This window comes from Alteribacillus iranensis (assembly GCF_900113025.1).
GTDB classification, from domain to species: Bacteria; Bacillota; Bacilli; order Bacillales; family Marinococcaceae; genus Alteribacillus_A; species Alteribacillus_A iranensis.
Genome location: NZ_FONT01000009.1, coordinates 16,746 through 26,909, shown reverse-complemented (window position 1 = coordinate 26,909; position 10,164 = coordinate 16,746). Strand labels below are relative to the sequence as shown.

General features: G+C 42.9%; 21 protein-coding genes. All 21 read left to right on the top strand.

The features are described from left to right. The first annotated feature begins 11 nt into the window (after nucleotides 1–11). The 21 genes from rplC to secY are packed head-to-tail and all read left to right on the top strand — an operon-like array spanning nucleotide 12 to nucleotide 10,148. Entirely contained in the window at nucleotides 12–647 is a 636-nt protein-coding gene (gene rplC, locus BM095_RS14980; RefSeq protein ID WP_091663691.1) for a 50S ribosomal protein L3, read from the top strand. A gap of 25 nt (nucleotides 648–672) precedes the next feature. Beyond that, complete coding sequence (rplD, locus tag BM095_RS14975; RefSeq protein ID WP_091663689.1) at nucleotides 673–1,296, top strand: 50S ribosomal protein L4; 624 nt, start codon at nucleotides 673–675, stop codon at nucleotides 1,294–1,296. Then, nucleotides 1,293–1,583 carry a 50S ribosomal protein L23 gene (rplW, locus tag BM095_RS14970; RefSeq protein ID WP_091663686.1) on the top strand — a complete coding sequence of 97 codons (291 nt, stop codon included), beginning with the start codon at nucleotides 1,293–1,295 and terminating at the stop codon, nucleotides 1,581–1,583. Before rplD ends, rplW begins: the two co-directional genes overlap by 4 nt. 27 nt (nucleotides 1,584–1,610) lie before the next feature. Further along, on the top strand, nucleotides 1,611–2,447 hold the full coding sequence (gene rplB / locus BM095_RS14965) for a 50S ribosomal protein L2 (protein ID WP_091663684.1): 837 nt from the start codon (nucleotides 1,611–1,613) through the stop codon (nucleotides 2,445–2,447). 56 nt (nucleotides 2,448–2,503) lie between these two features. After that, nucleotides 2,504–2,782 carry a 30S ribosomal protein S19 gene (rpsS, locus tag BM095_RS14960; RefSeq protein ID WP_091663681.1) on the top strand — a complete coding sequence of 93 codons (279 nt, stop codon included), beginning with the start codon at nucleotides 2,504–2,506 and terminating at the stop codon, nucleotides 2,780–2,782. A gap of 20 nt (nucleotides 2,783–2,802) precedes the next feature. Continuing rightward, nucleotides 2,803–3,144, top strand: coding sequence for a 50S ribosomal protein L22 (rplV, locus tag BM095_RS14955; protein WP_091663678.1), 342 nt, complete (start codon nucleotides 2,803–2,805; stop codon nucleotides 3,142–3,144). A 3-nt stretch (nucleotides 3,145–3,147) separates the two neighbouring features. Then, the gene (rpsC, locus tag BM095_RS14950) at nucleotides 3,148–3,807 is read left to right on the top strand and encodes a 30S ribosomal protein S3 (RefSeq protein WP_091663675.1); all 660 of its coding nucleotides are present in this window, start codon (nucleotides 3,148–3,150) and stop codon (nucleotides 3,805–3,807) included. A 2-nt stretch (nucleotides 3,808–3,809) separates the two neighbouring features. Beyond that, on the top strand, nucleotides 3,810–4,244 hold the full coding sequence (gene rplP, locus BM095_RS14945) for a 50S ribosomal protein L16 (protein WP_091663673.1): 435 nt from the start codon (nucleotides 3,810–3,812) through the stop codon (nucleotides 4,242–4,244). Continuing rightward, nucleotides 4,234–4,437, top strand: a complete 204-nt coding sequence (gene rpmC, locus BM095_RS14940) for a 50S ribosomal protein L29 (RefSeq protein WP_091663670.1) — start codon at nucleotides 4,234–4,236, stop codon at nucleotides 4,435–4,437. Before rplP ends, rpmC begins: the two co-directional genes overlap by 11 nt. Nucleotides 4,438–4,460: 23 nt before the next feature. Then, nucleotides 4,461–4,724 (top strand): 30S ribosomal protein S17, encoded by a 264-nt coding sequence (gene rpsQ, locus BM095_RS14935; protein WP_091663667.1) that lies wholly within the window; start codon nucleotides 4,461–4,463, stop codon nucleotides 4,722–4,724. A gap of 34 nt (nucleotides 4,725–4,758) precedes the next feature. Next, nucleotides 4,759–5,127, top strand: coding sequence for a 50S ribosomal protein L14 (gene rplN, locus BM095_RS14930; RefSeq protein ID WP_091663665.1), 369 nt, complete (start codon nucleotides 4,759–4,761; stop codon nucleotides 5,125–5,127). A 37-nt stretch (nucleotides 5,128–5,164) separates the two neighbouring features. Beyond that, nucleotides 5,165–5,491 carry a 50S ribosomal protein L24 gene (gene rplX, locus BM095_RS14925; RefSeq protein WP_091663662.1) on the top strand — a complete coding sequence of 109 codons (327 nt, stop codon included), beginning with the start codon at nucleotides 5,165–5,167 and terminating at the stop codon, nucleotides 5,489–5,491. Nucleotides 5,492–5,518: 27 nt separating this feature from the next. Further along, the gene (gene rplE / locus BM095_RS14920; protein ID WP_091663660.1) at nucleotides 5,519–6,058 is read left to right on the top strand and encodes a 50S ribosomal protein L5; all 540 of its coding nucleotides are present in this window, start codon (nucleotides 5,519–5,521) and stop codon (nucleotides 6,056–6,058) included. A 24-nt stretch (nucleotides 6,059–6,082) separates the two neighbouring features. Next, entirely contained in the window at nucleotides 6,083–6,268 is a 186-nt protein-coding gene (locus tag BM095_RS14915; protein WP_091663657.1) for a type Z 30S ribosomal protein S14, read from the top strand. A 29-nt stretch (nucleotides 6,269–6,297) separates the two neighbouring features. Then, on the top strand, nucleotides 6,298–6,696 hold the full coding sequence (gene rpsH / locus BM095_RS14910; RefSeq protein WP_091663654.1) for a 30S ribosomal protein S8: 399 nt from the start codon (nucleotides 6,298–6,300) through the stop codon (nucleotides 6,694–6,696). 30 nt (nucleotides 6,697–6,726) lie between these two features. Beyond that, nucleotides 6,727–7,263 (top strand): 50S ribosomal protein L6, encoded by a 537-nt coding sequence (rplF, locus tag BM095_RS14905; RefSeq protein WP_091663652.1) that lies wholly within the window; start codon nucleotides 6,727–6,729, stop codon nucleotides 7,261–7,263. 34 nt (nucleotides 7,264–7,297) lie between these two features. After that, nucleotides 7,298–7,666 (top strand): 50S ribosomal protein L18, encoded by a 369-nt coding sequence (rplR, locus tag BM095_RS14900; RefSeq protein ID WP_091663649.1) that lies wholly within the window; start codon nucleotides 7,298–7,300, stop codon nucleotides 7,664–7,666. 19 nt (nucleotides 7,667–7,685) lie between these two features. Beyond that, entirely contained in the window at nucleotides 7,686–8,186 is a 501-nt protein-coding gene (rpsE, locus tag BM095_RS14895) for a 30S ribosomal protein S5 (RefSeq protein ID WP_091663646.1), read from the top strand. A 13-nt stretch (nucleotides 8,187–8,199) separates the two neighbouring features. Beyond that, complete coding sequence (gene rpmD / locus BM095_RS14890) at nucleotides 8,200–8,388, top strand: 50S ribosomal protein L30 (protein ID WP_091663644.1); 189 nt, start codon at nucleotides 8,200–8,202, stop codon at nucleotides 8,386–8,388. A gap of 30 nt (nucleotides 8,389–8,418) precedes the next feature. Next, nucleotides 8,419–8,859, top strand: a complete 441-nt coding sequence (gene rplO / locus BM095_RS14885; protein WP_091663642.1) for a 50S ribosomal protein L15 — start codon at nucleotides 8,419–8,421, stop codon at nucleotides 8,857–8,859. After that, nucleotides 8,859–10,148: a preprotein translocase subunit SecY gene (gene secY / locus BM095_RS14880; RefSeq protein WP_091663639.1), complete on the top strand. Its 1,290-nt coding sequence runs from the start codon at nucleotides 8,859–8,861 to the stop codon at nucleotides 10,146–10,148. The genes rplO and secY overlap by 1 nt, the downstream gene beginning before the upstream one ends. The last annotated feature ends 16 nt before the right edge of the window (nucleotides 10,149–10,164 follow it).

Sequence of the window (10,164 nt, the reverse complement as noted above, 5' to 3'; positions counted from 1 at the left end):
AGGTGTGACTGATGGCCAAAGGAATCTTGGGAAGAAAAATAGGCATGACCCAATTGTTTAATGAAAATGGTGAATTGCTTCCGGTCACAGTCATCGAAGCTGAGCCGAATGTAGTTCTTCAAACAAAAACATCAGAATCTGATGGGTATGATGCTATTCAGCTTGGTTTCCTTGACAAGAAGGAATCACGTGCTAATAAACCAGAAAAAGGGCATGCTTCAAAGGCTGATGCCAAGCCCAAGCGCTACGTCGTTGAAATCCGCGGTGCGGAAAGCGGAGAATATGAAGTTGGTCAAGAAGTCAAAGTTGATTCATTTGCAGAAGGAGACGTTGTAGATATTACAGGGACTTCAAAAGGGAAAGGTTTCCAAGGTGCCATTAAGCGCCATAACCAATCTCGTGGGCCAATGAGCCACGGTTCCAGATATCATCGTCGTCCTGGTGCAATGGGACCGGTTGACCCTAGTCACGTTCTTAAAGGTAAAAAGTTACCTGGACGCATGGGTGGTAAAACGGTTACTGTACAAAATTTAGAGATTGTGAAAGTGGATCCGGAACGTAATCTGCTCATCGTTAAAGGGAATGTTCCTGGAGCTAAGAAAAGTGTTGTAACTATAAACAGCGCTGTTAAAAACACAGCGAAATAAAGGTTAAAGGAAAGGAGGCTCCAACATGCCTAAAGTAGCGTTATTAAACCAGACCGGCTCTAAAGTTGGCGATATTGATTTACAAGATACCGTTTTTGGCATTGAACCAAATGAACATGTACTGCACAGTGCGGTAATAGCACAGCAGGCTTCTTACCGCCAAGGTACTCACCAAGTGAAAAACCGCTCGGCTAGAAACGGCGGCGGACGTAAACCATGGCGACAAAAAGGAACTGGGCGTGCACGTCACGGCTCTATTCGTTCTCCTCAATGGGTTGGAGGTGGAGTTGTTTTCGGACCGACTCCTCGTCAATATGGATACAGACTCCCTAAAAAAGTACGCCGTCTAGCAATTAAATCTGCTTATTCTCAAAAGGTGAAAGAGGATAACGCAGTAGTAGTAGACAATTTGCAACTTGAACAGCCAAAGACAAAAGAAATGGTAAATATTCTTTCCGGTCTTTCTGCGGATAATACAGCTTTGATTATCACAGCTGATTACAATCAAGAAGTTGCACTTTCTGCACGTAATATACCAGGAGTAACCTATACTACTGCCGATAGAGCATCCGTGTTAGAAATCATGAAACACGATAAGCTTATTATCACTAAAGAGGCAGTGGAGAAGGTAGAGGAGGTGCTCGCATAATGAACGCACGTGATGTGATTAAGCGCCCCGTTATAACTGAACGTTCTGCTGATCTCATGGATGGAAAAAAATACACGTTTGAAGTTGACGTGAAAGCGAACAAAACACAAATTAAGCAGGCAATCGAAGAAATTTTTGAAGTGAAAGTTTCTAAAGTAAACACACTCAACAAAAAAGGGAAATTCCGTCGTTTTGGGCGTTATCATGGTTACAAGCCAAATCGTAAAAAAGCTATCGTAACCCTTACTGCTGACAGTAAGGAACTTGAATTTTTCGAAGGCGTTTAAACCAACAAGTGAAGGAGGGAAAACACAATGCCTATTAAGAAGCATAAGCCGACATCTAATGGCGAACGCCATATGTCTAGTCAAACGTATGAAGAAATCACAACTGACAAACCTGAAAAGACGTTGCTGCGTCCATTAAATAAAAAAGCCGGTCGTAACAACCAAGGTCGTATTACCATGCGTCACCAAGGCGGAGGTCATAAGCGTCAATATCGTGTAATTGACTTCAAGCGTGATAAAGATGGCGTACCAGGACGTGTTGCTACGATTGAATACGATCCAAACCGTTCTGCAAACATCGCTCTTATTCACTATCAAGATGGTGAGAAACGGTATATCTTAGCTACTAAAGGGATGAAGGTAGGGCAAACCGTTGTATCAGGCCCTGATGCTGATATTAAACCAGGTAACGCTTTGCCGTTAACGAACATTCCTGTAGGTACTATCGTTCATAATATAGAATTGAAACCAGGCCGCGGTGCTCAGCTTGTACGTTCTGCAGGAGCGGAAGCCCAAGTGCTTGGTAAAGAAGGAAAATATGTTCTTGTTCGTCTGCGCTCAGGTGAAACACGCTTGATCTTGGCAACTTGCCGTGCAACTGTAGGTCAAGTAGGTAATGTAGAACATGAACTTATTAATGTAGGTAAAGCTGGACGTTCTCGCTGGCTTGGAAAGCGCCCAACTGTTCGTGGTTCTGCGATGAACCCAAGCGATCACCCACATGGTGGTGGTGAAGGTCGCGCACCAATCGGTCGCGTTTCTCCAGTTTCTCCTTGGGGTATGCCTACTGTTGGATATAAGACTCGTAAGAAGAATAAAGACACAGACAAATACATTGTCAGACGTCGCCGTCGTAAAAAGTAACTGGTTGATCTGCGGTTCTTAGGAGCCGCATGGCAATCATGAAGGGAGGCTTTCTCATGGCTCGTAGTTTGAAAAAAGGACCTTTTGTAGATGACCACTTGATGAAAAAAGTGGAAAGCTTAAATGAGAATGACGATAAAAAAGTTATCAAAACATGGTCACGCCGTTCCACTATCTTCCCTGATTTTATCGGGCACACTATCGCAGTTTATGATGGTAGAAAACACGTACCTGTATACATTTCAGAAGATATGGTAGGCCATAAACTAGGTGAATTCGCACCTTCTAGAACTTTTAGAGGTCACAAGAACGACGATAAGAAAACGAAACGGTAAATAGAGGGGAGGTTCTCTACATGCAAGCTAAAGCAGTAGCTAAACAAGTACGTATTGCCCCTCGTAAGGCGCGGTTAGTCATTGACCTCATTCGGGGCAAAGACATTGGTGAGGCAGTTGCTATTTTGAAAAATACGCAGCGTGCAGCTTCACCGATTATCGAGAAAGTTATTTATTCTGCCGTAGCTAACGCGGAACACAACTACGAAATGGAACCAGAAAACCTATACATCAGTGAGGCATTCGTTGATGAAGGAATTACACTGAAACGTTTCCGTCCGCGGGCAATGGGTCGTGCAACACGTATTAATAAACGTACAAGCCACATCACTGTTGTGGTATCAGAAAAGAAGGAGGGATAATGCGTGGGTCAAAAAGTACATCCTTTAGGTCTTAGAGTTGGTGTTATCCGCGATTGGGATTCAAAATGGTACGCGGAAAAAGATTATGCTGATTTACTTCACGAAGACGTAAAAATTCGTGAGTATATTGAAAAGCGTCTTAAAGATGCTTCTGTAGCCAGAATAGAAATCGAACGCGCAGCGAAGCGTGTAAACATTACTATCCACACTGCGAAGCCTGGTATGGTTATCGGTAAAGGTGGTTCAGAAGTAGAAGCGTTGCGTAAAGCACTAAACAACTTGACAGGAAAACGAGTGCATATCAACATTTCTGAAGTGAAACAAGCTGATTTAGATGCTCGTTTAGTGGCTGATAACATTGCTCGTCAATTGGAAAATCGTGTTTCTTTCCGCCGTGCAATGAAACAGTCCATTCAACGTACTATGCGTGCTGGCGCAAAAGGTATTAAAACAGAAGTTTCCGGTCGTTTAGGCGGTGCGGATATCGCTCGTAATGAAAGCTATAATGAAGGAACTGTTCCACTACACACCTTGCGTGCTGATATCGACTATGGTACAGCAGAAGCAGATACAACGTACGGGAAGCTTGGTGTGAAAGTTTGGGTTTACCGTGGAGAAGTCCTTCCTGCGAAAGGTTCGAATAACGAGGAAGGAGGAGAATAGTTATGTTGATGCCAAAACGTGTAAAGTTTCGCCGTGAACATCGTGGTCGCATGAAAGGCCGTGCGAAAGGCGGTACAGAAGTATCATTTGGTGAGTATGGTTTACAGGCTGTTGAACCGTCCTGGATCACTAACAGACAAATTGAAGCAGCTCGTATAGCAATGACTCGTTATATGAAGCGTGGCGGTAAAGTTTGGATTAAGATCTTTCCAGACAAACCTTACACTGCTAAACCTCTTGAAGTACGTATGGGTTCCGGTAAAGGTGCGCCTGAAGGCTGGGTAGCTGTTGTGAAACCAGGGAAAATTATGTTTGAAATTGCAGGTGTTTCTGAAGAGGTAGCTAGGGAAGCACTTAGACTCGCGTCACACAAGCTTCCAATCAAAACGAAGTTTGTAAAACGTGAAGAAGTGGGTGGTGAGGCAAATGAAAGCTAATGAACTTAGAAATCTGACCACAGCTGAAATCGAAGAGCAAGCGAAAACATTAAAAGAAGAACTTTTTAACTTGCGTTTTCAGCTTGCTACTGGTCAATTAGATAATCCTGCCCGCATTCGCAACGTCCGCAAGGATATTGCCCGTGCCAAAACTGTTTTACGTGAACGTGAACTCGGGATTAACAAAGCTTAGATTTGGGAGGAGGTTCAGAGACTATGGCTGAACGCAACCAGCGTAAGGTTTACACAGGACGTGTGGTATCCGACAAGATGGATAAAACGATCACTGTCGTTGTTGAGACCTATAAAACAGACGCTCTTTATGGAAAAAGAGTACGATACTCAAAGAAACTAAAAGCACATGATGAAGAGAATAAAGCGAAAAAAGGCGATATCGTAAAAATTATGGAAACTCGCCCGCTATCCAAAGATAAACGCTTCCGTCTCATCGAAATTGTAGAAGAAGCTGTAATCATCTAACTATCTTTCTCTTGGGAAGGGAGGTTGAAGAGCTATGATCCAACAGGAAAGTCGACTTAAAGTAGCTGACAACTCTGGTGCACGTGAAGTACAATGCATCAAAGTATTAGGCGGCTCTGGCAAGAAAACTGCAAATATCGGCGACATGATCGTCTGTTCTGTAAAAGAAGCAACACCAGGTGGCGTTGTTAAGAAAGGTGAAGTCGTTAGAGCGGTGATTGTTCGTTCTAAAAGCGGTTCCCGCCGTCCGGACGGTTCTTACATCCGTTTTGACGAAAACGCGGCTGTTATTGTACGGGATGATAAAAGTCCGCGAGGCACTCGTATTTTCGGACCTGTAGCTAGGGAATTACGTGAAGGACAATACATGAAGATTGTTTCACTAGCTCCAGAAGTACTTTAATAATATAACGGTCATGTATGACTAAGGAGGTGCGATGATGTCTCAACCAAAGCTCCACGTAAAAACAGGAGATAAAGTGAAAGTTATTACTGGTAAGGATAAAGGCAAAGAAGGCGTTATTCTTCAAGCTTACCCAAGCCAAGAGCGTGTTTTGGTAGAAGGGGTAAATATTGTGAAGAAACATGCTAAGCCATCCCAAGAGAATCCACAAGGTGGAATTCTAAATCAAGAGGCACCCATTCACGTATCAAACGTTATGCCTCTCGATCCGAAAAGTGGGGAACCTACCCGAGTAGGTTTTAAATTTGAGGACGGCAAAAAGGTGCGCATCGCTAAAAAATCTGGCGAACCTCTTGATAAGTAAGACAGGTGAGGAAAGGAGGTCAACTTAATGAACGCTTTAAAAGAGAAATATAAAAACGATATAGTCCCTCATTTACACAATAAATTTGATTACGATTCTGTAATGGGAGTACCCAAGCTTGAGAAAGTCGTTATTAACATGGGTGTAGGAGATGCGGTTCAAAACCCGAAAGCACTTGATAAAGCGGTGGAAGAACTAGCTGAGATTAGTGGACAAAAGCCTTTGATTACGAAAGCTAAGAAATCTATTGCAGGATTTAAGCTGCGTGAAGGCATGCCTATCGGTGCTAAAGTTACGCTTCGTGGCGATCGCATGTATGATTTCCTTGAGAAATTAATTCATGTTTCTCTACCACGTGTTCGTGACTTCCGCGGTGTTTCTAACAAGGCTTTTGATGGTCGTGGAAACTATACGCTTGGAGTTAAAGAACAATTAATTTTCCCAGAAATTGAGTATGACAAAGTTGACAAAGTACGAGGCATGGACATCGTTATTGTGACGACTGCAGAGAACGATGAAGAGGCACATGAATTGTTGTCTCAAATGGGAATGCCATTTCAAAAATAAATTACGAAGGAGGGAACACAGGCCTTGGCAAAAAAATCAATGATCGCCAAACAACAACGTGCCCAGAAGTTTAAAGTGCGCGAATATACTCGTTGTGAACGTTGTGGACGTCCTCACTCTGTAATTCGTAAGTTTAAACTTTGCCGAATTTGTTTCCGTGAACTTGCTCACAAAGGACAAATTCCAGGCGTAAAAAAAGCCAGCTGGTAACCCTGATTGAGGGAAGGAGGTAAATCAACATGGTCGTGACTGATCCAATTGCAGATATGCTGACTCGTATTCGTAACGCGAACACTGTACGTCACGAGAAATTAGAACTTCCTGCTTCTAATCTCAAAAAAGAAGTTGCAGAGATTTTGAAGAGAGAAGGATTCATTCGTGATGTAGAAAGCATTGAAGATAATAAACAAGGTATTCTCCGTATCTTCCTTAAATACGGAGTTGACAATGAGCGTGTCATTACTGGCCTAAAGCGCATTAGTAAGCCTGGCCTGCGTGTCTACGCAAAAGCAGATGAACTTCCACGTGTATTAGGTGGACTTGGTATTGCAATTATATCGACATCAAAGGGTGTCATGACGGATAAAGAAGCACGGAAACAACAAGTTGGCGGCGAGGTACTCGCTTACATTTGGTAATTTTACGTGCAAGAATGGAGGTGCAAACGAATGTCCCGTATTGGTTTAAAACCTATTGAAATTCCAAAAGATGTAACTGTTACAATGGACGGCAATACTGTTACAGTGAAAGGTCCAAAAGGTGAGTTGGAGAGAGATCTTCATCCAACCATTAAAGTAAACCTCGGTGAAAGTGAAATCACTTTCGAACGCCCATCCGATCATAAAGAGCATCGTTCTCTTCACGGTACAACAAGAAGTATTGTGAACAACATGATTGAAGGCGTAACGAAAGGGTTTGAAAAATCCTTGGAACTTGTTGGTGTTGGTTATCGCGCATCCAAGTCTGGAAACAAACTTGTCCTGAACGTTGGGTATTCTCACCCAGTCGAAATCGAACCACAAGACGGTATTGAAATCGACGTTCCTTCCAACACCAAAGTGGTGGTAAAAGGCATTAATAAAGAACTTGTCGGTGCTACTGCGTCTAACATTCGTGCTGTTCGTACTCCTGAACCTTATAAAGGTAAAGGAATTCGCTACGAAAATGAATATATTCGCCGTAAAGTAGGTAAGACCGGTAAGTAACACTAGGTAACGGTTACGAAAGGAGGAGCGTTTCATGGCCACTAATTCTACAAAGTCTAAATACCTTAAGCGTAAAAAGCGTCATCTAAGTATCCGGCAAACGGTAAAAGGAACAACAGAGCGCCCACGTTTGAGTGTATTTCGTTCTAGCAAACACATCTATGCTCAATTAATTGATGACGAAAAAGGAGAAACAATCGTTTCTGCTTCCACATTAGATAAAGATGTGAATGTTGATCACGGGGGTAACGTAGAAGCAGCAGCTAAAGTCGGTGAACTCATTGCTAAGCGTGCTTCTGAAAAAGGTCATACTTCCGCAGTGTTTGATCGCGGTGGATTTGTATACCACGGAAGAGTAAAAGCTTTAGCAGATGCAGCTCGTGAAAATGGATTAAATTTTTAAGACGTAAGGAGGGAAAAGAATGCAACCTATCGATGCTAGCAAGCTTGATGTAGAAGAAAGAGTAGTTGCTATCAACCGGGTGGCTAAAGTAGTGAAAGGTGGACGCCGCTTTCGCTTCGCAGCTATTGTTGTAGTAGGTGACTCTAACGGTCACGTCGGTTTAGGCATAGGGAAAGCACTGGAAGTACCAGAAGCAATTCGTAAAGCAGTAGAAAATGGGAAGAAAAACATGGTTGAAGTACCACGTGTAGGAACGACTATTCCACACGAGATCGTTGGAAAGTATGGAGCAGGAAAAGTATTGTTGAAGCCAGCAGCTGAAGGTACCGGGGTAATTGCAGGCGGACCAGTTCGTGCGGTTCTTGAACTCGCGGGAATTAATGATATCCTCTCCAAGTCCCATGGTTCGAACAACCCTATTAACATGATTCGCGCTACTCTTCAAGGACTTACTGAGCTGAAAACAGCTGAAGAAGTTGCTAGATTACGTGGTAAGAGCGTTGAAGAATTGTTAGGATAAGGAGGGATATGAGATGGCGAACAAAGTAGAAATCACCCTCACACGCAGTCTTATTGGTCGCCCGGAAGACCAAAGAGTTACTGTTAGAACGCTTGGTCTCCGGAAAGTGAATCATAGTGTGGTTAAAGAAGATACTCCAGCTATTCGGGGAATGATTAATAAAGTTTCTCATCTATTAACTGTTAAAGAAATTGATGCGTAACAAGACATCGATGTGATAGGAGGTGGCAATATGAAGCTCCATGAATTAAAACCTAATAAAGGATCTGTAAAAGAGCGCAACCGTGTTGGACGCGGACCAGCTTCAGGAAACGGTAAAACATCAGGTCGCGGCCATAAAGGACAAAAGGCACGGTCAGGCGGTGGTGTTCGTCCTGGTTTCGAAGGTGGACAGAATCCAATTTACAAACGCCTTCCGAAACGAGGTTTTACAAATCCGGCACGTAAAGAATTTGCTGTCGTGAACGTTGAAACGTTAAACCGTTTTGATGCAGGAGCGGAAGTTACGCCAGAGCTTCTTTTGAAAGAAGGCGTGATCAGCAAACGTAAAGACGGCGTGAAGATTCTAGGAAACGGTTCTCTTAATAAGGAACTTACCGTTAAAGCGAACAAGTTCTCTGCTTCCGCGGTTCAAACGATTGAAGCGGCTGGAGGAAAAACTGAGGTGATCTAATGTTCCGCTCTATCCTCAACATTTTTCGTGTGAGTGATTTAAGAACAAAAATCTTATTCACTCTATTGATGTTAGTAATCTTTCGAATCGGGAGCTTTATTCCGGTTCCTGGCTCTAACCGTGACGTCTTGAATTTTCAAGATCAGGCTAATGCATTTGGATTTCTCAACACGTTCGGAGGAGGAGCGCTTTCGAATTACTCCATCTTTGCAATGGGTGTTATGCCCTACATCACAGCTTCAATCGTTGTGCAATTGCTCAGAATGGATGTCGTTCCTAAGTTTACAGAATGGGCGAAGCAAGGAGAGGCGGGACGTCGTAAGCTTGCACAGTTTACACGGTATTTTACCGTCATTCTTGCTTTTGTTCAGGGTTTAGGAATGTCCATTGGCTTCAATAACCTATTCCCTGGCCTCATTCCAGATCCAAGTATTCCAAAATACATGTTTATTGCTCTAGTGATGACCGCTGGTACGGCATTCTTAATGTGGCTCGGTGAACAAATTACAGCCAATGGGGTTGGAAATGGTATTTCTATTCTTATATTCGCAGGTATTGCAGCTGGAATTCCGAATGGACTTAACCAGATTTATGCGACTCAAATTGAGGATGCAGATCAGCTCTTTATGGGAATTGTAACGGTTCTGTTACTTGCTGTTGCTGTGCTCGCAATTATCGTTGGCGTCATTTTTGTACAGCAGGCACTGCGCAAAGTGCCAATTCAGTACGCAAAACGACTTGTCGGTCGCAGTCCGGTAGGTGGACAGTCCACTCATTTACCTTTAAAAGTTAATTCAGCTGGTGTTATACCAGTAATTTTTGCCTTATCTCTCTTTATTTTTCCGCCCACGGTGGCTGGTTTTGTTGGAGAAGATCAACCTGTTGCTAGATGGGTTATTCAAAATTTTGATTACACCCAGACGGTTGGTATGATTGTATACGCTGCTTTGATTATCGGATTTACCTACTTCTACACATTTGTACAGGTTAATCCGGAACAAATGGCAGATAACTTAAAAAAGCAAGGCGGATATATTCCGGGCATTCGCCCTGGAAAAACAACGGAGATTTATATTCGAAGAATCCTCTATCGTTTAACTTTCGTTGGGGCGCTTTTCCTTACTGTTATTTCGATCATACCTGTTTTTTTCACAACACAGATGGGTCTCCCTCAAACGATCCAAATTGGCGGAACTGGTTTACTCATCGTTGTTGGTGTTGCTCTTGATACCATGAAACAGATAGAAAGCCAGTTAATTAAGAGAAGCTATAAAGGCTTTATAAAATAAATCAACAAGAAACAGA

Excerpts from the sequence above, each read along its gene's own strand:
- rplC (WP_091663691.1), top strand. The coding sequence starts at position 12 with ATGGCCAAAGGAATCTTGGGAAGAAAAATAGGCATGACCCAATTGTTT.
- rplD (WP_091663689.1), top strand. The coding sequence starts at position 673 with ATGCCTAAAGTAGCGTTATTAAACCAGACCGGCTCTAAAGTTGGCGAT.
- rplB (WP_091663684.1), top strand. The coding sequence starts at position 1,611 with ATGCCTATTAAGAAGCATAAGCCGACATCTAATGGCGAACGCCATATG.
- rpsS (WP_091663681.1), top strand. The coding sequence starts at position 2,504 with ATGGCTCGTAGTTTGAAAAAAGGACCTTTTGTAGATGACCACTTGATG.
- rplV (WP_091663678.1), top strand. The coding sequence starts at position 2,803 with ATGCAAGCTAAAGCAGTAGCTAAACAAGTACGTATTGCCCCTCGTAAG.
- rplP (WP_091663673.1), top strand. The coding sequence starts at position 3,810 with ATGTTGATGCCAAAACGTGTAAAGTTTCGCCGTGAACATCGTGGTCGC.
- rpmC (WP_091663670.1), top strand. The coding sequence starts at position 4,234 with ATGAAAGCTAATGAACTTAGAAATCTGACCACAGCTGAAATCGAAGAG.
- rpsQ (WP_091663667.1), top strand. The coding sequence starts at position 4,461 with ATGGCTGAACGCAACCAGCGTAAGGTTTACACAGGACGTGTGGTATCC.
- rplN (WP_091663665.1), top strand. The coding sequence starts at position 4,759 with ATGATCCAACAGGAAAGTCGACTTAAAGTAGCTGACAACTCTGGTGCA.
- rplX (WP_091663662.1), top strand. The coding sequence starts at position 5,165 with ATGTCTCAACCAAAGCTCCACGTAAAAACAGGAGATAAAGTGAAAGTT.
- rplE (WP_091663660.1), top strand. The coding sequence starts at position 5,519 with ATGAACGCTTTAAAAGAGAAATATAAAAACGATATAGTCCCTCATTTA.
- rpsH (WP_091663654.1), top strand. The coding sequence starts at position 6,298 with ATGGTCGTGACTGATCCAATTGCAGATATGCTGACTCGTATTCGTAAC.
- rplF (WP_091663652.1), top strand. The coding sequence starts at position 6,727 with ATGTCCCGTATTGGTTTAAAACCTATTGAAATTCCAAAAGATGTAACT.
- rplR (WP_091663649.1), top strand. The coding sequence starts at position 7,298 with ATGGCCACTAATTCTACAAAGTCTAAATACCTTAAGCGTAAAAAGCGT.
- rpsE (WP_091663646.1), top strand. The coding sequence starts at position 7,686 with ATGCAACCTATCGATGCTAGCAAGCTTGATGTAGAAGAAAGAGTAGTT.
- rpmD (WP_091663644.1), top strand. The coding sequence starts at position 8,200 with ATGGCGAACAAAGTAGAAATCACCCTCACACGCAGTCTTATTGGTCGC.
- rplO (WP_091663642.1), top strand. The coding sequence starts at position 8,419 with ATGAAGCTCCATGAATTAAAACCTAATAAAGGATCTGTAAAAGAGCGC.
- secY (WP_091663639.1), top strand. The coding sequence starts at position 8,859 with ATGTTCCGCTCTATCCTCAACATTTTTCGTGTGAGTGATTTAAGAACA.